The organism is Mesorhizobium sp. M2E.F.Ca.ET.209.01.1.1 (assembly GCF_004010375.2).
Taxonomy (GTDB): Bacteria; Pseudomonadota; Alphaproteobacteria; order Rhizobiales; family Rhizobiaceae; genus Mesorhizobium.
The window spans coordinates 13,552-32,961 of the sequence record NZ_SADP02000037.1 but is presented as its reverse complement, the minus strand read 5'-3'; the positions used below and the strand labels follow the sequence as shown (position 1 = coordinate 32,961).

General features: G+C 59.8%; 15 protein-coding genes, 6 pseudogenes and 1 riboswitch. Of the genes and pseudogenes, 7 read left to right on the top strand and 14 right to left on the bottom strand.

Annotated features, from left to right (window positions below; all coding sequences use genetic code 11):
- The 5 genes and pseudogenes from EN852_RS33965 to EN852_RS33945 form a co-directional block, all read right to left on the bottom strand.
- A pseudogene (locus EN852_RS33965) lies at positions 1 to 502 on the bottom strand (phosphomethylpyrimidine synthase ThiC); the annotation flags it as partial.
- Positions 503 to 606: 104 nt separating this feature from the next.
- A riboswitch (TPP riboswitch) is annotated at positions 607 to 723 on the bottom strand.
- 277 nt (positions 724 to 1,000) lie between these two features.
- Positions 1,001 to 1,739: pseudogene (gene queE / locus EN852_RS33960) on the bottom strand (7-carboxy-7-deazaguanine synthase QueE).
- The gene (queD, locus tag EN852_RS33955) at positions 1,736 to 2,092 is read right to left on the bottom strand and encodes a 6-carboxytetrahydropterin synthase QueD (RefSeq protein ID WP_126101879.1); all 357 of its coding nucleotides are present in this window, start codon (positions 2,090 to 2,092) and stop codon (positions 1,736 to 1,738) included. The pseudogene queE and the gene queD overlap by 4 nt, the downstream one beginning before the upstream one ends.
- Positions 2,092 to 2,790, bottom strand: a complete 699-nt coding sequence (queC, locus tag EN852_RS33950; protein WP_126101878.1) for a 7-cyano-7-deazaguanine synthase QueC — start codon at positions 2,788 to 2,790, stop codon at positions 2,092 to 2,094. The genes queD and queC overlap by 1 nt, the downstream gene beginning before the upstream one ends.
- 507 nt (positions 2,791 to 3,297) lie before the next feature.
- Positions 3,298 to 3,577, bottom strand: a pseudogene (locus EN852_RS33945) (phasin family protein); the annotation flags it as partial.
- 76 nt (positions 3,578 to 3,653) lie between these two features.
- Between EN852_RS33945 and EN852_RS42675 the strand changes: the two are divergent.
- Positions 3,654 to 3,770 (top strand): annotated as a pseudogene (locus EN852_RS42675) (IS5/IS1182 family transposase); the annotation flags it as partial.
- Positions 3,771 to 3,965: 195 nt separating this feature from the next.
- Here the strand turns inward: EN852_RS42675 and EN852_RS33935 are convergent.
- Positions 3,966 to 4,214, bottom strand: a complete 249-nt coding sequence (locus tag EN852_RS33935) for a DUF982 domain-containing protein (RefSeq protein WP_126101876.1) — start codon at positions 4,212 to 4,214, stop codon at positions 3,966 to 3,968.
- Positions 4,215 to 4,255: 41 nt separating this feature from the next.
- Positions 4,256 to 5,906: pseudogene (locus EN852_RS33930) on the bottom strand (MFS transporter).
- A gap of 62 nt (positions 5,907 to 5,968) precedes the next feature.
- On the opposite strand from EN852_RS33930, the gene EN852_RS33925 reads away from it, so the two are divergent.
- Positions 5,969 to 6,643 (top strand): DUF309 domain-containing protein, encoded by a 675-nt coding sequence (locus tag EN852_RS33925; RefSeq protein ID WP_245460088.1) that lies wholly within the window; start codon positions 5,969 to 5,971, stop codon positions 6,641 to 6,643.
- 93 nt (positions 6,644 to 6,736) lie between these two features.
- Here the strand turns inward: EN852_RS33925 and EN852_RS33920 are convergent, their stop codons facing one another.
- Positions 6,737 to 7,165: a hypothetical protein gene (locus tag EN852_RS33920; RefSeq protein ID WP_126101875.1), complete on the bottom strand. Its 429-nt coding sequence runs from the start codon at positions 7,163 to 7,165 to the stop codon at positions 6,737 to 6,739.
- A 1,480-nt stretch (positions 7,166 to 8,645) separates the two neighbouring features.
- Between EN852_RS33920 and EN852_RS33915 the strand changes: the two genes are divergently transcribed.
- The 3 genes from EN852_RS33915 to EN852_RS33905 all read left to right on the top strand — a co-directional run bounded on the left by EN852_RS33915 (position 8,646) and on the right by EN852_RS33905 (position 11,515).
- On the top strand, positions 8,646 to 10,274 hold the full coding sequence (locus tag EN852_RS33915; RefSeq protein ID WP_245460087.1) for an EAL domain-containing protein: 1,629 nt from the start codon (positions 8,646 to 8,648) through the stop codon (positions 10,272 to 10,274).
- A gap of 454 nt (positions 10,275 to 10,728) precedes the next feature.
- Positions 10,729 to 11,031, top strand: a complete 303-nt coding sequence (locus EN852_RS33910; RefSeq protein WP_126101874.1) for a DUF982 domain-containing protein — start codon at positions 10,729 to 10,731, stop codon at positions 11,029 to 11,031.
- Between the two features lie 235 nt (positions 11,032 to 11,266).
- Positions 11,267 to 11,515 (top strand): DUF982 domain-containing protein, encoded by a 249-nt coding sequence (locus tag EN852_RS33905; protein WP_126101873.1) that lies wholly within the window; start codon positions 11,267 to 11,269, stop codon positions 11,513 to 11,515.
- A gap of 146 nt (positions 11,516 to 11,661) precedes the next feature.
- On the opposite strand, the pseudogene EN852_RS33900 reads toward EN852_RS33905, so the two are convergent.
- A pseudogene (locus tag EN852_RS33900) lies at positions 11,662 to 13,092 on the bottom strand (NAD-dependent succinate-semialdehyde dehydrogenase).
- Between the two features lie 511 nt (positions 13,093 to 13,603).
- On the opposite strand from EN852_RS33900, the gene EN852_RS33895 reads away from it, so the two are divergent.
- Positions 13,604 to 13,816 carry a cold-shock protein gene (locus EN852_RS33895; RefSeq protein ID WP_126101872.1) on the top strand — a complete coding sequence of 71 codons (213 nt, stop codon included), beginning with the start codon at positions 13,604 to 13,606 and terminating at the stop codon, positions 13,814 to 13,816.
- Positions 13,817 to 14,028: 212 nt separating this feature from the next.
- Here the strand turns inward: EN852_RS33895 and EN852_RS33890 are convergent, their stop codons facing one another.
- Positions 14,029 to 14,496, bottom strand: coding sequence for a MucR family transcriptional regulator (locus EN852_RS33890; RefSeq protein WP_126101871.1), 468 nt, complete (start codon positions 14,494 to 14,496; stop codon positions 14,029 to 14,031).
- Between the two features lie 1,146 nt (positions 14,497 to 15,642).
- Between EN852_RS33890 and EN852_RS41115 the strand changes: the two genes are divergently transcribed.
- Positions 15,643 to 15,813 carry a hypothetical protein gene (locus EN852_RS41115; protein ID WP_167498768.1) on the top strand — a complete coding sequence of 57 codons (171 nt, stop codon included), beginning with the start codon at positions 15,643 to 15,645 and terminating at the stop codon, positions 15,811 to 15,813.
- 191 nt (positions 15,814 to 16,004) lie between these two features.
- Here EN852_RS41115 and panD read toward each other — a convergent pair whose 3' ends face one another.
- The 4 genes from panD to bioD form a co-directional block, all read right to left on the bottom strand.
- Positions 16,005 to 16,457, bottom strand: a complete 453-nt coding sequence (gene panD / locus EN852_RS33885; protein ID WP_126101870.1) for an aspartate 1-decarboxylase — start codon at positions 16,455 to 16,457, stop codon at positions 16,005 to 16,007.
- A gap of 68 nt (positions 16,458 to 16,525) precedes the next feature.
- Entirely contained in the window at positions 16,526 to 17,509 is a 984-nt protein-coding gene (locus tag EN852_RS33880) for a beta-ketoacyl-ACP synthase III (RefSeq protein WP_126101869.1), read from the bottom strand.
- Positions 17,506 to 18,771 (bottom strand): adenosylmethionine--8-amino-7-oxononanoate transaminase, encoded by a 1,266-nt coding sequence (locus EN852_RS33875; protein ID WP_126101868.1) that lies wholly within the window; start codon positions 18,769 to 18,771, stop codon positions 17,506 to 17,508. Before EN852_RS33875 ends, EN852_RS33880 begins: the two co-directional genes overlap by 4 nt.
- Positions 18,771 to 19,406 (bottom strand): dethiobiotin synthase, encoded by a 636-nt coding sequence (gene bioD / locus EN852_RS33870; RefSeq protein WP_126101867.1) that lies wholly within the window; start codon positions 19,404 to 19,406, stop codon positions 18,771 to 18,773. Before bioD ends, EN852_RS33875 begins: the two co-directional genes overlap by 1 nt.
- Positions 19,407 to 19,410: the final 4 nt, after the last annotated feature.

Here is a 19,410-nt window from a genome sequence, read left to right as displayed (position 1 = left end):
GGATCGCCGCGCCGAAGGCTTCGCCGTCGCGTTGCAGCTTGCCGCGCATCACCTCGCGGCCGAGATTCTCGCGGATGGCTACGAACTCCATTTCTGGCGTGATGATGCCGGCGCGCGCATAGGCAAGCTGGGTCACCGCCTTGCCGGCCTTGGCCCTGAGCGGCCGGTTGCGAACGGGAAATTCCGGTGTCAGGCGCTCGCCCGCCGCGAATCCGTTGTCTTCCGGCCGGACATGACGGCCGTCATAGGCTTCGACATCGCCGCGTGCCGTAATCCATTCATGGCGAAGCCGGGCAAGGCCTTTTTCGATGCTGGTTTCGACAGTCGGGTCCGTATAGGGGCCGGACGGATCATAGACGGTGACGGGCGGTTCACCCGCCGTCGGATGGACGGAGATTTCTCGCATCGGCACTTTGATGTGCGGATAAAGGACGCCGGACTTGTGGATTTTCCGTGAGGCGGGCAGCGGTCCCGTCGATACGGCGGGGGTGAGGGCATTCATCGTGAGGCTCCTTTGCTCATGCATTGGAGACCCAGTTCTGTGCCGGAAGGATGAAAAGACGCTTCTGTCGACCTGCCGAAACAGGATATCGGGCGTAAACTCCCGCAAAAGCGCTTGCACCGTCCCTACGCCAGTATGAACTGGATCAGGTTCAACGGGTCACTGCGCCGCGAAAGCCAGCAGTATCTCAGCCCCTTGCCGGGACTCCCCTGGTGAATGCGCCGAATTGAACGGGCCGGCGCTATTTTGTCAAGCGCATTTGGCCCGCGGCGCTGATCGGCGGCCAATCAGACCGGGCAGAAAAGCTCGCGCATGCGTCGGGGACAAGTCACCCCTAGAGGAGCGGCGAAGCGCCCACGATAGGCGAACCATCATGCGGATTCGAAACCTTTTCCAGCACGGCATTTCGGGCTTGCCGAACCGACGTTGCTATCGCCCAATTGGGTGAGATTGCTTTAGATGTCTGTCTTGCTCGTCATCGGCAATCCTTCCGCGTGGCTAGACGCCCCGTTTGTTCCCCCAGAGCAGAACATGAAGCTGCGGCAGTACACGCGCCTCGAACCACCTGTCACGGATCACCTTTTCGACCAGCCATTCCATTCGCTTCATCACGCCGGCCATGTCGATGAACGCGTCTTCGTTACCGGGAAGCGGCGGCGTGTGGTTGCCGGGCTGCAGATAGACGGGTAATTGCGGGTAGCGCGCCGCCGCGTCTTTGGCATAGGCATAGTCATCATCGTCGAAGACGACGAGCTTGAGCGCCATCCGCGGCTTATCCTGCGCAGCCTCGACGCAGGTGTCGAACACGGCCCAATCTGTCGTCATTTCGCTTGAGGGCGGCTTGGGGCTGAGCACCAGCACGTCGAGATCCGCGAACCATTGCTTAGGCACCGAGCCTTGGGTTTCCAACGCAAAGCGGTAGCCCTCACCATGCCCGCGCTCGATCAACCGGCCAAGCGGCTGGATGGCCGGATTGCCGCCCGACAGCGACACCATCACGGGCTGACCGCCGGAAAACGAAATGACCTTTTGCCAGACCATCATCGGTTGACATCATCTCCCAATCATAGCGGAAGCGACTGTCCACCGCATGCAGGCTGTCGCACCAGGAACAGCGATAATCGCACCCGCCCGTTCTTACGAACACCGTCGGCAGGCCGATCAGCATTCCTTCGCCCTGAATGGTCGGCCCAAAAATCTCGCTCACGCGGATTCCGGGCTGCAACGCGCAGGTCATGGCCGGTATTCCGCCCAGGTTTTCGGCGTCTCGCTCACCCGCACGGCGGAGGTTTGTGGTAACCGCACCTTGCACCAGTCGTAGAAGTGCCTGGCCAGACATTCCGCTGTGACACGGTCATGCCCCAGGACGTCGTTAAGATGCCGATGGTCGAACGTCCCATCGATGTAGTGCTTGAGCGCCGCCAGGTCTTGGTAGTCGCGCACAAAGCCATGTTCGTCCAGTTCTCCACCTGAAAGTTCCACTACGACGATGTAGTTGTGGCCGTGTAGACGCGCGCACTGATGATCGGATGGCAAGGAGGTGAGCTGATGCGAGGCCGAGAAGTGGAACTCTTTGGTAATGCGAAACATCACGCGCTCCTTGTCTGGACAGCGTGGAGCCAGAAGTCCGCGTCCTCATAGTCTGTCGGATCGGCAATGCCGGCTAGATCGAATGCTTCGCGCCGTTCGATGCATGTCCCGCAGCGACCGCAATGACGTGCGCCGCCCTTGTAGCAGGACCACGTCGCCTCGAACGGTGTGGCGTACTTTGCCCCCTCGCTAACGATGTCGGCCTTCGACATATTCACATAGGGGGCGTAAAGGCGGATATCGGCGTAACCTGCGAGCGCGTGGTTCTGCATCGTCTGAAAGGCGTCGATAAAAGCGGGCCGGCAATCGAGATAGATGAAATGATCTCCGCCGTGCACGGCAGTGGCCACCGCATCGGCTTGCTGCGCGGCGGCAACCCCGAAGGCGATAGCCAGCATGATGGCGTTCCTGTTCGGCACCACCGTGATCCTCATAGGGTCTTCGGCATAGTGCCCGTCGGGCACATCCACACTATCAGTCAGCGCCGAGCCGCTCAGGTTCCGGCCGACATCGCGGATATCGACGATTTGGTGCGGAACACCCAGCCGTTTGGCGCAGATAGAGGCAAAGCCGAGTTCCTTTTTGTGCCTCTGGCCGTAATCGAACGAAAGCAGGCCAATGAGTTTCTGCTCGGTCGCCACCTTGTGAGCGAGCGAAACGGAATCCAATCCGCCGGAGCAGATGACGAGGGCATTCATGGTTTGAGTCCTTGTTTTGACCGGGTAAGGCTGCGACCGGAGATTTCTCTGCGTTCCCCGTACTCCACGGAGCCGGTTTTGTGAATGGGTGGACGCGATTGAGGCGCACGTACCTTGGTGTCAGCGTCCCCAACACGACTTGCACGCGACTTGTCGCGCATCGTCGACCGCCAAGCGGCTGGGGTCGCCGCGACCTTCGTGCATTGGTAGGAGCCCCCCAAACCGGTGCGCAGCGCGATTGTCGAGACGGCGACAAGCGGTGCATTCCCCGACTGGTCGCGCACCATCTCATTGCATGAACAAATCGCGCGGCTTGTCCGCTACAGCGAGGAGAACCGCGACTAATGCCCACCGGAACTAGAGGCCAAGAGGCGCCGAAAATCGTGAGGACGACGTCACTGCGATGCGGTCGGGCAGACAAAGCCGTCCGACCAGATGGAAGAAGACCGGCGCGAGGTGTCTCAGTGGACGAGGTACTGACTTTCGGTCTCGGGTTGCCTTAAAGAATCAGGCGGCCTTGCGTTCCTTCAAAGCCTTCTCAAAGGCATCCTTGATCGGCTTGGATACGTTCCTCGCTAGCTCTCAACATCAATGCCTGGATGGCCTTGGCCTGCTCAGCGGACTTCTCGATCTGTTTGCGCAGGAATGCGCTTTGCAGTTCGAAGAACTCGGACGGCGACTTCACGGCAACCAAAGCTTCGAGGTGCGTGAAGCCGGCTTCGGCATTGGCTTGCAGAGCCGCAATCGTCTTCAGGAGCATCTCGTTGCTGGTGGTCTTGGCCATTTCACGAAATCGCAGCAACGGATTTATGAAGCTGACATGAATTTGCGCGAGTGGGCTGCACCTCGTGCTGCACGAATACCTCAAGAACTTTCTCGAACGCGGGCCGTGGCTGCGACACGTCTTCGCCGACCGCGGCTGTGTCGGACCGAAGCTTAAGGGCGCGATTCAAAAGATCGGCGCGTTCACCCAGGAGATCGGACTGATTTCGGGCGAAGACTTTCCGCTACTTGCGGGCGTTGCCGAAGACGCAGACCGGTGCATTCTTGACTGCCAAAGCGGCTCTTTACATATTTTCACGCCGCTTCGGTCAGCGTCGGACGACGCGGGCGCGACGTCTTAAACGCTCGTTCAGCTGATAGAGGAACTCATGAACGATATGATTTTTGACCCGTCAATCGCCGCGTAGGATATTTGCTTCGCGCGCGGCCGTGACGAAGGCCCTGCGGGCGGTGGGTGGATAGGCCTCACCTCGTAGTACCTTCAGACAGGCATCCATAGCTGTCCTGCGCTTCTCCGTCTGGAGACCAAAATCCCGCAGGAGGATGGTGGCCGCATCATTGACATCGAACACGAAACGTTCTTTGCGATGGCGACCAATCTGAATCACGACTGGCCTCTCAAATTTTGTTAAGCCGGTCATTTCGCCTCGCCCTCCAAGCCGTACCAACCCAGAGCCTGCGATCACAGCCGGAAGAAAAATCGCGTCGATTGATCCCGCTTGCGGGTTGCCCCGGTCGGTCGCTCAATTGAAAGCTTGGTACGAGGCGCAATTCCCATGTTCAATTCGAACAGATGTTGATCCAACTCCTTGTCCGCGGTCGTCAGGCGATGGTTCAGGCGCAGATAGTCCATCCAGGTCGGCGCGCGAAAGGTTTCTGTCCAAAGCGAAGGATCCTGAAGATCGCGCTGGAGATTCCAGTGCCGCGCACCGACGCGGCTTTGCACGCGCCGTCGTTCCTGCATCCGGTCCAGGAAAGCTTCGACGTTTGCCTCCGGTATTGAGTACTCGATCTTAACGACGATCGGCCCGCTTCTCGGCTTCAGGTCGAGAGCGAGCTGCGGCGTTTCGAAGCCAAAAGGATCCTGATCAGAGTCCTGCCATTGACGGATAGGCATCAGCAACCCGGTGGCCGCGACCATTACGAGCGCGACAGCGGAAACCTCGAGGGCTAAGGTAAGCGAATAGTTCTCGGCCACCGTGCCCCACAGCCAACTGCCGGCCGCGATACCGCCAGACGAAAGGGCATAGTGGATCGAGAGCGTGCGACCGACGACCCACCTTGGGCTTGCCAATTGGACACTCACGTCGAGCCCCGTCCAGGTGACGACCCAGCCCGCGCCGCCGAGCGCCAGCGCAATAGCCGCCACCACCACTGAGGAAGTGAGAGCAAGAGACAGACAACACGCCGCACAGGCAATGCATGCCAGTGTTGTCAGCCGCTCCTGGGACAGAGACCGCCTCAAGACATTGTTGCAAATGCCGACGCACAAGGCGCCTGTTCCGAAGCCGGCCATCAGGACACCATAAACGATTGGTCCTCCCCCTAGTTGATTGCGGGCAACGAGAGGCAGGAGCGCGAGTATGGAGATGCTGGTCAGGCCAAAAAGCGCACCACGCGCGATTGCCGCCTTGATCTCCGCCGACAGGGCCGTGAAGCGCGCTCCGTCATGAATAGCAGTGGTCAATGGCTCGCGCGGGAGAGGTGAGGCGCGAACATCCCATTTGCGGCGCCCTATGGTCCACAGCAGCGCTACATAGGTCAGCGTCGCCACAGCGAAAGCTGTCAGAGGTCCAAAGGAGGCAACGACGATGCCACCGAGCGCCGGGCCGACGCTTCGAACGGCGTTGTATCCAACCGAGATCAGCGTGACCGCGGCTGGGACTTCGCGTTTTCGCAAGATATCGCCCACCGACGCGTGCCAGGCAGGATCGGTGAACGCGGCTCCCGCTCCGGCCAAACAGCTGAATGCGAGAACCATCCATGGATTGAAAATCCCCACGGCCGCAAGAACAGTCAGCATCGCCGAGGACAATGCTATCGCGCAACCAGCCGGCGAACATGAGATTGCGGCGGCTGTAGTTGTCAGCCAGGACCCCGGCGATAATCGACAGGACGAATACGGGCAGTGTGGTCGAAGCCTGCACCAAGGCGACCATGACGTCCGACGTCGAAATGGTCGCCATCAGCCAACTGATGGCGACGGTTTGAATGAGCCAGCCAAGGCTGGCGACCTGTGTGGCAAGCCAGATCGAACGAAAGGTCGCATTCTCGAGCGGCGCAAATGTCGCCGACGAAGCCGGACTCGCATCTTCGCGCGCCACCCTGCTCATTGGGTTGAGCCCTCCCTTGGTCTATCGGTCGTGTTAGAGGTGCCCTCCCGGCCCACGTGCCCATGGAGGAATGGCACCATGAGCGCATTTTGTCGGGGCAGCGCAAGATATTTCTTTACCGCTGGCACTCTGGCGCAAGCGATTGCTTTATCTGGAATTGCCACCAACGCGCTTTCATGATTGCTGGGTCCATGTCACGTCCTCGCCTGCTGCCTGAAAAGAATTTTCCGGGCTACGCATACCTGCCTGGCAAACATCCACATCCGGTTCGCGACCCGTTGGGTCACAGTTATCAAAGCGACCCGGTCACCCTTGTTACAGTCGAGGAATCACTCAGTTCAAACGTGTTCCGATGGGGAATCGACCTTTTCAACCACGGGTATTACTGGGAAGCTCATGAGGCTTGGGAGCCTCTTTGGCATGCTGCGAAACAAAGCGCCCAGCATCGCCTGTTCTTCAAGGCATTGATCCTGTTGGCGGCGGCCGGGGTGAAGATCCGCGAGGGAAAGCGGGCCGCTGCCTTGCGGCATGCGGCAAGAGCTGCAGGGCTTTTTCGTCGGGTGGCGCTTCTGCCGAGCCGGCCCTTTGAGGCCGCACTCGGAATCACACCTGCCGCGCTCGCGGCAGAGGCCGAAGCGGCCACAACGTTCCCGACTGCTTTGCGAGAGCCGATGCCTGGCCAGCTGCCTGAGCCCGTTTTCGATTTCATTCTCGCACCGAACTCCGAGAGGAGCTGATGGATGGCCAGTACGGACGTCTTCGTTACTTGGACGCACTGCTGCGTCTGTCGTGAACAGTTTGACAAGGGCTTCAATCCTGGCGCAGTCGACCTACCGCTGAGCCCGGCTCTGGCGGAGGACCCATGGCAGGCGCCGCTTCCATCGTTGACCTCGCGGCAAAGAAACATCTTTCTGCCACCGCTTTAACTTGCGGGTTCGTCTGCGCCCAGTCTGTTCGTGCGATGCTTCCGCCATCGGCGCTTCCTCAACCGTCGGCGGCTTGGGAAGCGATCCGTCGGGTACGATCTCGTCCTTGGCATCGGATGCAGCTTCGCCGGTGGTAGGCATGGGCTGTGGACGACCATCCTCGGCAAAAATCGGCTGCGGCGTCGCTTCAGCGATCGCACCTTCCTTCTTCGCTTCGGAGAGTTCGTTCGCGATGGCAGCCAGGTCGATGCCGCCCCAGATCGACTGTGGCCGCTTCACGAGCTCACGCTTCTGTTTGATCTCGACGACAAAGGGGCGCTGCGGCTGCCTCATGGTGATCTCGTGGATTTAGGGGAGTTGCGAGTGTCCTCTAGGCGGAGCGCACGCCTTCGTCCACCCGCAGCCACGCATTCTCCAAAGGTTTTCGGAGACGTTGCCGCCGTCCAAGCCATGACGAGAGCTGCTCACCTCCGACGCCTGGGCCTACGCTCCCGATCTCTTGTCCTGTCAGCATGATCGTCATGACGATCATATCGCCCACGCAGTCGCCTTTGCTGGGCCCATCGCGAAGCCGCAAAAGATTCAGAATGCAATGAAGATGGTGGCCGCTCCTATCCATACCTCCATGTTCCCGAGTGCATCAGACGCGTCCAACGCATTTTCGGAATCGATCACGAGCGATCGATTCATGCTGTTGATGGAAGCATGCCGGGTGGCACGAGTGGCCGGGCACAGATTGCCGCTCGACAACCGCTCGGCAATCCCAAAGCCGCACTTGGGGCACATCGCCTCGGCTTCCCTTCACCGGGTTGAGAAGTCGCAAGAGGTGGCGCTGACCAGGCTTGTTCCACAGCCCTCATTGTCGTTGATCCAGACGCGCGGGGTGGTGCGTGGGCACCCTGCTCGATTGCCTGGATCACCGGTCGTCAGTGTAGAGCGGCAGCGTAGCCCCTGCGCTGGACCTCGAGCTCCGCCGGCGACATCGTCGACCGCAAGCGTAGCTCGACATAGACGGCCTCCGCTGGGTCCGCCTCACGCCCGTAGCCTGAGGCAAACATACTGCAAAGCCTACAATCAGGCGTTCCCATTTACGGCGCGCCCGGCGCGCCCATTCTGCATCGAGACGTACGCGGTCGGGATAGCGGTTTTCTCCCGATCGACGAACTCGAAGACGGCGAGATCGAAACCATCGACGAATTTCGATCCCTTCGAGTATAAGCCGGCTCATTGAGCCAGCTTAGCCTGGCATGCGTCGAAACAGAAAGCCCGATTCGCCAACCGCCACAATTACGAAAACATGGATCAGGTTAGGTCGGCTATGTCCTAAGGGAGCATCGCGATTTTCGCTATCTTTGAATTTTGGGAGCTCTTGGCTTCGCAACTTGGGTATCCAAATTTCGCGGTTGAAATTTACTTTTTCCGAATTGCTCTGTGCTAGGGACCCACACGAAGCACCTACTCTAGCGCGGGGGAGTGAAAGAGTGATGCAGCGTCGGTCTGCCGCAAGGTTCGGTGACCTTCTGGCGGGAGATTTGCGGGCTTTTGGCGGGCCCTCGACGATCGAACCACTTGCCGGCCGAATCAGGGCGGAGCAGGTCAGTATCGTGCTTCGCAACACGCCTCTTGGCATGGTTGCGAACATACTCAATGCGGCCACTCTTGTTATGGCGCTTTGGGGCTCGCCCGACCAAACGAAAGCCATCCTCTGGGCGAGTGTCATCATCGCCGCCGCTGGGTTCGTAGGCCTAAGAGCGAGATCATCGTTTCAGTCAGTCAAACCCGGTCGGTGTCTCGCCGAGCAACACAAAACCTGGTGCGGAACGCCTTCCTGTTCGGCACTTGGTGGGGAGCACTTCCCGTTCTGTTCTTCAGCGGGGCAACAAGTGCCGCCCAGGTTGTCATTACCTGCCTGAGCGCCGGGATGATCGCGGGCGGTGCCGCTTCTTTTTACACGATTCCCATTGCGGCCGTCGCGTATACGCTGCCGATCTTCGTCGGTTCGATGCTTGCGATTGCGTGGGTGGAAGGCGCCATCAATCTGCTCGTCGCAATCCTGATAGTGAGCTACGCCATCACGCTGTTTCGCGCAGTGCTCGCTCACGCGGTCGAATTTACCCGACGCTTCATTCTGCAAGCGGAAAGCGAAAATGCCATTCGCAGGGATGTTCTAACGAGTTTGCCAAACCGGTTCAGCTTCAACGAGCGGCTGGAGAACGCGTTGGTGGACGCAAAGCAGTTTGACCAGCACTTTGCGTTGCTTTTGTTCGATCTTAACAATTTTGCCGAGGTGAATGATCGCTTTGGCCGAGCCATGGCGGATGCCCTTTTGGTTGAAGTGGCTGCGAGACTTCGGAGATCGACGCGGGAGAGCGATGGCATTGCGAGATTGGAGGGCGGCGAATTTGCAATAATCGCTACGCGCGATATCAGGCCAGATCAAATCAGGTCCTTGGCCAAACAGATCATAGAGGCCATGCGCGCCCCGTTCTTGATCGAAGGGCGCGAAATATATTGCAGGGCCTCTATAGGTATCGCTTTGGCGCCCACTGACGGTTTGGATGCCAACCAACTCCTGCGGTGCGTCGATACCGCGCTACACAGGGCTAAGACGCTGGGGGCGGGGTCCATCCAGTTTTTCAGCCCAAGCGACGATGAAGCTGCTGCCAGGCGCCATGCCCTTGAACGCGATCTGGCATCTGCGCTTGCCAACGACCAGCTTTGGCTCGCATTTCAACCCTTTCTCGACCTCGGGAGCGATCGCATCCGAGGTTTTGAAGCGCTTCTGCGATGGCAGCATCCGACCCTTGGCCAGATCCCTCCGACAGAGTTCATACCCATCGCTGAAGAAACGGATTTGATTCACTCCATCGGACACTGGGTCGTCAAAACGGCTTGTTTGGCAGCGGCGCGCTGGCCGCGCGACTTGCGGGTCTCCGTCAACTTGTCGGTAGTGCAGCTTAGGAATAAAGCCTTGCTGGATGGAATTGTAGTGGCCTTGGCTGAAGCCGGTTTGGACCCCCGAAGACTCGAGGTCGAGATCACAGAAACTGTGCTGATTTCGAATTTTGAAGAAACGATTTCATTATTACAATCGTTAATTTCCCTATCCGTCACAGTTGCTCTTGACGATTTTGGCACCGGCTATTCATCACTGACCTATCTTCGTAAATTGCCGCTTTCGCGGCTCAAGATCGACCGATCTTTTGTCCAGGATATGCTCACCGATGCGGACTGTGCCGCGATTGTAAGATCATTGGTTGAGTTGGCACATGAGCTTCGAATTGAGGTAACAGCCGAAGGCGTAGAAACTCCCGAACAGCTCGACTATCTGCGATGCGTCAGATGTGATGAAGCTCAAGGCTATTTAATCGGGAAACCTGTCCGGATAAGCGAAATTCCTGGCATTGCCGCGGAGCCGGTTGGTCAGGAGCTAGATACTTAAATAGCAGGACCGACACTTTGGCGGCGATGGTCTGGTTGTCTCGTATCTCGACGGTGACGACCGCCTTGCTCAGGTAGGCTGAAGGCCGCAAGTCCATGCGAGCACTGGAAGTAGCCCTGTGACGAAGCATCAGATCGAGGTGATCACGTCGGTCGAGCGGCGCCGGCGCTGGTTTCGGGAGGAGAAGGAGCGGCTGGTCGCAGCGACGTTTGAGGCTGAGGCCAGTTTTGGAGATCGCGCGATCTCTCGGCATTCATATGAGCCACCTTTTCCCGAGAGGCGGTGCCGGATCCTGGTGGCGGGTCAACGCCGGAGGATGTATCAAGCGTTTCGTACGCCGCTGCTTTCCTCTTAAACCGTCATTGCTCTGACAACACATTCTGCAATGGTCGGCGAGTTGTCGATGAGGCACCTGTTCACGCAAACCAGCTGTTCAGCAGGTCGGGAGGAACGAATGAACCCAGAGGCTTTCAGCAGCCCAGTTTTTGTGAAGCGTGCAACCTACATCGTGCAGGAGATTGCCAGCCTTGCGGACGCCGTCGACTTCCTCAATGAATGGCCAGAAGATCGCAGAGACCTGATCCACGAAGCCGCCCTCAGGACCTGCTATGACGCATACGATGGGCGAAAACCTGTAAGCGCAGCGCGCAATGCCTTTTTCGGCTTTGCGAAACGGGCCGCCATATTGGAAGATGCAATTTCCGCCATGCAATGGCTCTCTGCCTGCAAGTCCGGCCGTGGAAAAGTGCAGGTATAGGAGTCTGGCACGGGGCACGCTGAGGGGGGCATTGTGTCGGGATTTCAGGGATAGCCGAAAGCAGGAACAGGTCTCGACATTAACGGCAAAACGGCAGTCTCACGCAATCTCGCCGTGAATCAGACAACCGCACATCGGTCGCGAGTGGCTAAGTTCAGCGACGAAGATGCAGCGAGCCGATTCGGCTCGGCAAAGAAGTGCGACCGAGGCCTATTCGCCTCACAGGAGCGGAGAAATGACCGGCTTGAGCAGATTTGAGAGGCCAGTCGTTGTTCAGGTTAGCCACCACAGCTCAGAGCGGATCGTGTTCGAGGTCAATGACGCGGCCGCTATCTTGCTACGGGATCTTCAACGTCAGACCGTGAAACGGAAGGCCGCGATGGACGCCTGTCTGCAGGTGTTGCGTGGGGAGACTTATCCAGCAGCGGCTCGAAGAGCTTTCGTGGCAGCCGCGCTTGAAGCAAAGATACTTCGCGGCGATTAGAAAGCCGGGATGCTCAGGAACTGCTGACTGACCATCAGGGACAGCTGTTTGGGTTGCAACCATGATGGCTCTTCAGTTCGAATTCGGTTCTCGGGTGGCGAGCGGAAGCTTGAGAGCAAAGATCTGACGGCTGACATGCGGATGCTTCAGATGCCGCCCATGCAGAGGTATTTCATTTCGAGGTAATCCTCGAGCCCGTGGCGCGAACCCTCCCGTCCGATGGCGGACTGCTTCATCCCGCCGAAGGGTGCGGCTTCCGATGACATGCGTCCCGTGTTGATGCCCACCATGCCATACTCCAATGCCTCGGCCACACGCCAGACACGCAGCAGGTTCGAGGCATAGAAGTAAGCGGCGAGGCCGTAGATCGTGTCATTGGCCTCGTGCACAACCTGATCCGCATCGTCGAAGCGAATGGTTGGGGCCAGCGGCCCGAATGTCTCCTCTTGCGCAATGGTCATCTCGCTGGAGACTTCAGTGAGGACCGTCGGTTGGAAAAACGTGCCATCCTTGCCAATGCGTTCGCCCCCGCGGCGAATTGTACCGCCTTTTGCGACGGCATCGGCGATGTGCGATTCGATCTTGGTGAGCGCATGCCTGTCGATCAGCGGGCCAATGGCGACACCTGGATCGAAACCGTCACCAACCTGGAGCTGGCGAACCCGCTCCACGAATTTGTCGACAAATTCATCGTGAACGCCCGATTGGACGTAAAGGCGGTTTGCGGAAACGCAGGTTTGACCCGCGTTGCGGAACTTGGCCTGGATAGCACCGTCGACTGCCGCATCGACGACTGCATCGTCAAAGACGATGAAAGGCGCATTGCCGCCGAGCTCGAGACTGACCTTCTTGATCTGGTCCGAGCATTGGCGCATGAGCAGTCGGCCGACCTCGGTCGAGCCGGTGAAGCTGATCTTGCGGACCTTGGGGTTTGTGCAGAGTTCACGGCCGACGGCATCGCCTTCAGACGCATAGATCAGGTTGACCACGCCTTCGGGAAAGCCAGCCTCATGCGCAAGGGCAAACATTGCACCCGCCACGAGCGGCGTCTGTTCAGCGGGTTTCAGCACGATCGTGCAGCCCGCGGCCAAGGCCGGCGAGATCTTGCGCGCCACCATGGAGGCCGGGAAATTCCACGGCGTAATCGTGCCGACGACGCCGATCGGCTGCTTGATCACCAGCAGGCGACGGTCCGTCGATGGCGCGGAGATCGTCTCGCCATAGATGCGGTTGGCCTCTTCGGCGTACCATTGCAGGTACGCCGCCGCATGCGACACTTCCGAGTTAGCCTCGGCAAGGGGCTTGCCCATTTCCGCGGTCAATACTCGCGGCAAGGTCATCGGCGTGGTCGATAATCAGCTGATGCCAGCGCCACAGAACGTCGCTGCGTTCACGGGCCGTCAATGCCGCCCATCCAGGCTGCGCTCTATATGCTCTATCGATCGCAGTGCGTGTCTCCTCGACGCCCATGTCGGGAAGCTCTGCCAGCACTTCGCCTGTCGATGGGTGAGGACCACAAATGTGCGCTCACTGACTGGTTTGCCAAGCGCCGGCAGGCGGTCAAGGCTGCCAAACAGGTCAGGAGATTTGAGGTGGCGGATCAAAGGCGGGAGCAGCGGCAATGTCGATTCCTTAAAGCTCTTGGCCTGTCCGGCCGGGGGGACATCTACTGCCCACGTGTGGCTTTTGCATAGGACCACCTCTCACGAAAATCGTGCATCCTTGGGCCGGGTGGACCTGCCGCGGGAAAGGCCGACGGCCCGCTTCCGTCTGAACCGGCGAGGCCGAACCGTTCTATACCGGCTTCGTCCTGGGCCCCCATTTGCCCCAAGCGATCAACTTCTCGTCGCCCCGGCTCGTAGCGCTTGCAGCGCCGTCCCTCTCAGGTATCGCATCGGGGCCGCAAGGCGTGTCGTGACGTGAGCCCCAACGGGGGGTGCTGGACGATACATGAGAGGTTGCAGCCGCCGGTCAAAACCGGCCTTGCAACTTTCTCGTTTTTACTGCCCTGACGCAGAAGTTTCGGTTATGAATCGGGACTGGCCTGACGGCCTGCCGACGTTGCATTTGTTACAAAGGAAAACGCATATGGCGACTGGAACGGTGAAGTGGTTAAACAGCACAAAGGGATTTGGGTTTATCCAGCCCGACAATGGCGGTCAGGATGTTTTTGTCCACATTTCCGCCGTTGAACGAGCAGGCCTCTCGACCCTCGCTGATGGCCAGAAGATCAACTATGAAATCGAACAGGACCGCCGCACCGGAAAGTCCTCAGCTGGCAGCCTCAGCAAAGCTGGCTGAAATTTTTTCCCCTGGCTCCTGTCAACAGCGGATGGACGCGGTCCGCCCGGATGTACTGACGGTCGCGCGAAATGCAGGCTGCTGCAAGGCTGCGCGGAGTCCCGGGGAAGCCAAGCGGCTTGAAAGGGAAGGCGGGATAGACCCCGCCTTTTCATATTCCGGACAGAGCCAATGGCAACTGCGTACCCCAGAACAAAGCTCGATTGCTGAAATCAAGCTGCGACCTTCTTGCGGGTCCGCTTCGCCGGTGCCGGCTGTTCCGGCTCTACTGGTTTGCGTCCGAGACCCATCGTCTTGGCCAATGCCGAGCGCGTGGCGGCGTAATTCGGCGCGACCATGGGATAATCAGCCGGCAGACCCCATTTGGCGCGATATGCGTCCGGCGTCAGCCCATAATGGGTCGACAGATGGCGCTTGAGCGATTTGAACTTCTTGCCGTCCTCAAGGCAGATGATGTGGTCCGGCGTCACCGACTTCCTGATCGATATGGCAGGCTTGAGAACCTCCGGTTCTTCTGCGGAAATACTGGCGCCGGCCGTGCCTTTGAGTGCCGCGTGCACCTGGCCGATCAGGGCAGGGAGTTCACCCACCGGGACCGGATTGCTGGAGACATAGGCTGAGACGACATCGGCGGTGAGCTCGATGAGGACGGCGACGGTGTTGTCGGCTTCTTCTGTCATGAAACTCTCCGGGTGGCTTGAAAGACAGTCGGCGAAGTGTCGCTACATAGTGGCGGTTACCGCTGAAAGCAATAAAGCCCCGTCAAGACTATTGCGATGCTCGTCCTGCACTGTGGTCAATAGGGACTCATCCCGTCTTGCGCGTTCTGATCCGACCGCAGTTGGGCACATCCATGCTCGATGTAGCATGAGCGAGCGATCCTGACCTGAAACGCAGCCAAGCCTGTCCTTGATCTCTTCTATCCCGAAGATTGGAATCGATCATTCGGAGAAGTCCGGTCCGGCACGCTCACCGATGGCTGCGAACAGACTAGCCGCATGTAAAGCAGCAGAATCGAACTGGCAGGTGGGGCAGGCGTTCTCCTGTTCTTCTGCAACGATCTCGTCGAGACCGAAACGATTGCCCGAGCACCCCCGCGGCGCCAAAGCGCGTGCTTAGGGGGACGGCCCGGTGCCCAGCATCAGAGAGCCGGGGACTTCGGTTGGCGCGTTCAGCTTCCTCCTCGACCAGCGCTTCGCCGCGAAAAGTAGCATCGTGACATTGGTGGAAAGGGGGAGGGAAGAAAGACGCCCACGGCGCTTGTGCTGAGGCAGCATCCGCACCGACCGCACCAGTGTTCCCAACCGAAAAACCCGCCACTCTTGCGGGCGAGAGCGGCGGGCTTTTTTGCAGAGTTACTCGAACTGAATACGCGTTCCCACTCACATTAGATGCGGATAATTAAGGCTGTATTAAAATGCAAAATTTGGGCATCTAAATCGATCCGAGCGCAAGATACCGCGCGCCCGGACGTTCGGGGCCTAAATTGTCGCCGTGGTCAAATCGACAAACCATCAGCCATCAGAAAATCTCTGCTTGACGTAACGTAAGGTCCCGTGTTTTTCGCCGTGCATGGAGCGACTTCCAGTCTCGGTCCAGGGCGACGAAAATGAGGGGCAGCGATGGTGGCTGGCGAACCAAACGACGTGCGCGTCAAGCGTTGCGGTGGGGATGGGTCGTTCATATTGTGGAGGACGGCAAACTGACAGTTCATCGGTTCAAGATACAGTGTCCCGCCGAGAATTTCGCCGATGGCTAACGCGCCAGGCTCGGCCTTGCTAGCAGGCCACCAATTGACGAACACTGATGTCTGGGGGAGACGTTGGATGGCTGGCGCGCCTTTTGCGCTGGCGGAAAAACACATCGGCGAAAGGCCACTTACAATGCTGCTTGCGGCTAATGACACGGCGGCCAAGATCACGAAAACCCAGGTCGTCAAGGACCTGGCCGCGGCGCTCGAAAAACAGCATGAATTTGCAAGCCGCCACCGCAAGTGACTTCAGACAGGGAGTCGAGCCGCGTGGCTGTTGGCTCAACCGTGGAGATGCCGACATTGCGTGCGATCTCACGAAAGCCCGCTGTGGCTAAAGACGCGGCGGGCCTCTCCTCGAAGCTTCATTGATCCTGAAGCTTAGGTCCACTCTTCAGCGCTGTACGAGTTACGAGGGGCGGAGAGTCTCGGCGGGTGTCACGCCCCGGAGACCAGGGCAGGAATGGACAGAACCTCGTTCGCCTCGTCAAGAATCGAGAAGGTGTAGCGGCCATCTGCGTCAAGGTCGACGGAGTAGCTCAGGCGGTCGAGTATATGGTTATCCTGGTCGAACGTAACGATCCGCGGCTTCAGCGAGGCGATATGCGCTTCGTCCAGGTAGATCGAGTTGCAGACAATGATCTGGTCGTCGGGCTGGCAGGTGCGGGCCGCCGCGCCGTTGAGGATGCAGCAGCGTGAGCCGCGTTCGCCGAGGATGACATAGGTCGAAATCCGCGCACCGGAATTCTTGTTCCATATGTCCACGAATTCCATGGGCAGGATGCCTGCTTCTTCGCAGTGGTCAGGGTCGAGCGTTATCGACCCGTGGCAGTTGAGGTTCGCTTCGGTGACGTAGATGCCGTGCAGCTTGCCGGCTACTATTTTTCGCATTGGTCTGTTGTCCTATCCATCATGAATGACTGGTGGTCCTGCCGCTCTCGGAGCAGCCAGTTATGCGGCTAAACTACGACGACGAGTGCGCCGCCGCTGAGACCAGCACCCGCTGCCGCCAGAAGGATTTTCTCGCCCGGTCGAAACGGCTCAGTCCGATGGGCCAGTGACAGGGAGAGCGGGATCGTCGCGGCGGAAGAATTGCCGTATTCGGCAATCGTCTTGACGATTGCTTGATCGGCAATGCCAAGGTTCCTCCCGACCGCATCGAAAATGCGGGCATTGGCCTGATGCGGTACGAACCTGTCGACATCCTGTGGGCGTACTCCGGCAGCGGCGAGCGCGCTTGTCGAGCAATCGGTCATCATCTCGACAGCCTTGGCGAAGACTTCCCGGCCGTCGGTCATCGTCATTCGGGTTTGCCCGAGATCCAGGCCACTTTGGAATGGGATGTTGCTTCCGCCCGCCGGGATCTGGATCAGCCGGTAGCGCGAGCCGTCCGAATCCACCGACGCACCGAGAATGCCCCGATCCGGACCCTCGCACGGACCAATCACCAGGGCGCCGGCGGCATCGGCAAACAGTACGGCGCTGGCGCGCTCGGCCGGATTGATGCGGCGGCTGAGGATGTTGGCGGCGATGACCAGGGCCGCTTTGCCGTGCAGGCGGGTGAAGCCATCCGCGAACATCAGCGCATAGATGAAGCCGGCGCAGGCGCCGGTCAGATCGACCGCGCCGGCTTGGCCGAGCCCGAGCCGGTGTGCGACCAGCGGCGCACTGGGCGGTAGGAGATGGTCGGGCGTCGAGGTGGCGAGCAACAGCAGACCAATGTCGCTGCGGTCAATGCCGGCATTCGCCAGCGCCATGTCGCCGGCACGGGCGGCCAGGCCAGACAACGTGTCTTCGTCCGTTGCCCAGAATCGCGAGCGAATTCCGGTGCGCCGCTCGATCCAGCCAAGTTCGAGCCCGAGACGGTTTTCGATTTCCGGGTTCTCGACCCTGCGCGCCGGCACATGATGACCAAACCCGAGAAGGCGCGACGATCGGCTCATGGCCTCGAACCGAAGCGTTCGCCGGCTTCTTCGATCGCGTCATAGAGTCCGTCCAACTCGTCGCCGGTGATGCAATAGGGCGGGAGAAGGTAGAGGACATTGCCGAGCGGACGAACAAGCAGGCCGCGCTCGAGGAAAAAGGCGCGCAGCTTCGGCCCGATCTCGGCCAGATAGCCCGCAGAGCCGGCGCGCAAATCGAGCGCCGCGATCGTGCCGGTCGTCCGGCTGTCGGTGAAGAACGGATTGTCGCGAAAGCGCCGAAGTCCGGCGGCCTGCATCGCGCTCAAGGCCGCGACCCGCTCGGCCACGGGCTCGTCACGCCAGATCTCGACATTGGCGAGTGCTGCCGCGCAAGCAATCGGATTGGCAGTGTAGGAACTCGAATGAAAGAAGGTCTTCTTCCGGTCTTCGGAATAGTGGGCCTGGAAGATGGCATCGGTGGCGAGCGTAGCCGCCAGCGGGATCACGCCGCCGGTCAGGCCCTTCGACGTGCACAGGATGTCCGGCGAGACGGATGCCTGCTCGCAGGCGAACATGGTTCCGGTTCGCCCCCAGCCGGTCATGACTTCGTCGGCGATCACGAGCGTGCCGGAGGCTTCGGCAATCTTCTTCAATTCGGTCAGAACCCAGGCCGCATACATCAGCATGCCGCCGGCGCCAAGAACGAGCGGCTCGACGATCAGGGCGGCGGCGCGTCGGTCGCGGCTGACGGCCTCGAACCGATCCAGCGTCTCCTGCTCGCGGCCCGCGGCCGGAAAGGGAATGGTATCGACCTCGAACAGCAGCGGCTCGTAGGCAGCGTTGAACACGCCGCGGGCGCCGACGCTCATCGTGCCGATCGTGTCGCCATGATAGCTGTGCTCCATGGCGACGATCCGCGAGCGCGGCCCGCCTATGTTGCCGAAATAGCCGAGCGCTATCTTCAACGCGACTTCGACGGAGGTCGAGCCGCTGTCGGAATAGAACACCCGGTCGAGGCCGGAAGGAGCGAGACCGACCAGCGCCTCGGCCAGGCGCTCGGCCGGCTTGTGCGTGAAGCCGGCGAAGATGATCTGGTCGAGGCTCGCCGCGGTCGCCTCGATGGCCTTCATGATGCGGGGATGGCGGTGACCATGCGTGACGACCCACCAGGAGGAAATCGCGTCCAGGATGCGCGTGCCGCCAGCCTTGTGGAGATAGGCGCCCTCCGTCAGGACGATTTCAGGGATCACCGGCTCTAGCGCGTGCTGGGTGAAGGGATGCCACACACGGGACTGCGACATCAGTGATCTCCCGTGCACGAGGCGAAGGCGAAGCCGGCAATCATTGCGTCTCGCAGCGTTTTGTCCGTCAGCGGGTCGAGATACGGCAGCCTGCCGAGCTGCGGTACACCGCCCATTTCCACGATTGTCCGTTGCGTGTCGGCCATCTCATCGCCGATGAAAGCGATGCCGGCCAGCGGGATGGAGCGCGCCCGAAGGGCCTCGATCGACAGCAGCGTGTGGTTGATTGTGCCGAGCGTGGTGCGGGCACACAAAATGACCGGCAGCCGCCACTCAGCGAAGATGTCGATGAACCTTGTGCGCCGGTTGAGCGGCACCATCAGGCCGCCCGCACCCTCGATCACGAGCGGCGCCGGCAGGACCGGAAATGAAAGATCGGCAGCCTCGATCGAGACGCCGTCGATCTCAGCTGAACGATGCGGCGACAGGGGCTTGCTCAAGCGGTAGACCTCCGGCAGCACGCGCCCTGGCGGCAGGCCGGCAAGCCGCGCAACCACCTCGCTGTCAGTCTCGTTGTCGAGACCTGATTGCACCGGTTTCCAGTAGAAGCCGTCGAGCAGGCCGGCGAGCCCAGCCGAAAACACGGTCTTGCCGATTCCGGTGTCTGTTCCGGTGATGACGATGCGTTGGGTCATGTCG

Coding starts and splice junctions, on each gene's coding strand:
- queD (WP_126101879.1), bottom strand. CDS start 2,092: ATGTTTCGCATTACCAAAGAGTTCCACTTCTCGGCCTCGCATCAGCTC.
- queC (WP_126101878.1), bottom strand. CDS start 2,790: ATGAATGCCCTCGTCATCTGCTCCGGCGGATTGGATTCCGTTTCGCTC.
- EN852_RS33935 (WP_126101876.1), bottom strand. CDS start 4,214: ATGACCGGCTTAACAAAATTTGAGAGGCCAGTCGTGATTCAGATTGGT.
- EN852_RS33925 (WP_245460088.1), top strand. CDS start 5,969: ATGGAGGAATGGCACCATGAGCGCATTTTGTCGGGGCAGCGCAAGATA.
- EN852_RS33920 (WP_126101875.1), bottom strand. CDS start 7,165: ATGAGGCAGCCGCAGCGCCCCTTTGTCGTCGAGATCAAACAGAAGCGT.
- EN852_RS33910 (WP_126101874.1), top strand. CDS start 10,729: ATGAACCCAGAGGCTTTCAGCAGCCCAGTTTTTGTGAAGCGTGCAACC.
- EN852_RS33905 (WP_126101873.1), top strand. CDS start 11,267: ATGACCGGCTTGAGCAGATTTGAGAGGCCAGTCGTTGTTCAGGTTAGC.
- EN852_RS33895 (WP_126101872.1), top strand. CDS start 13,604: ATGGCGACTGGAACGGTGAAGTGGTTAAACAGCACAAAGGGATTTGGG.
- EN852_RS33890 (WP_126101871.1), bottom strand. CDS start 14,496: ATGACAGAAGAAGCCGACAACACCGTCGCCGTCCTCATCGAGCTCACC.
- EN852_RS41115 (WP_167498768.1), top strand. CDS start 15,643: ATGGCTGGCGCGCCTTTTGCGCTGGCGGAAAAACACATCGGCGAAAGG.
- panD (WP_126101870.1), bottom strand. CDS start 16,457: ATGCGAAAAATAGTAGCCGGCAAGCTGCACGGCATCTACGTCACCGAA.
- EN852_RS33880 (WP_126101869.1), bottom strand. CDS start 17,509: ATGAGCCGATCGTCGCGCCTTCTCGGGTTTGGTCATCATGTGCCGGCG.
- EN852_RS33875 (WP_126101868.1), bottom strand. CDS start 18,771: ATGTCGCAGTCCCGTGTGTGGCATCCCTTCACCCAGCACGCGCTAGAG.
- bioD (WP_126101867.1), bottom strand. CDS start 19,406: ATGACCCAACGCATCGTCATCACCGGAACAGACACCGGAATCGGCAAG.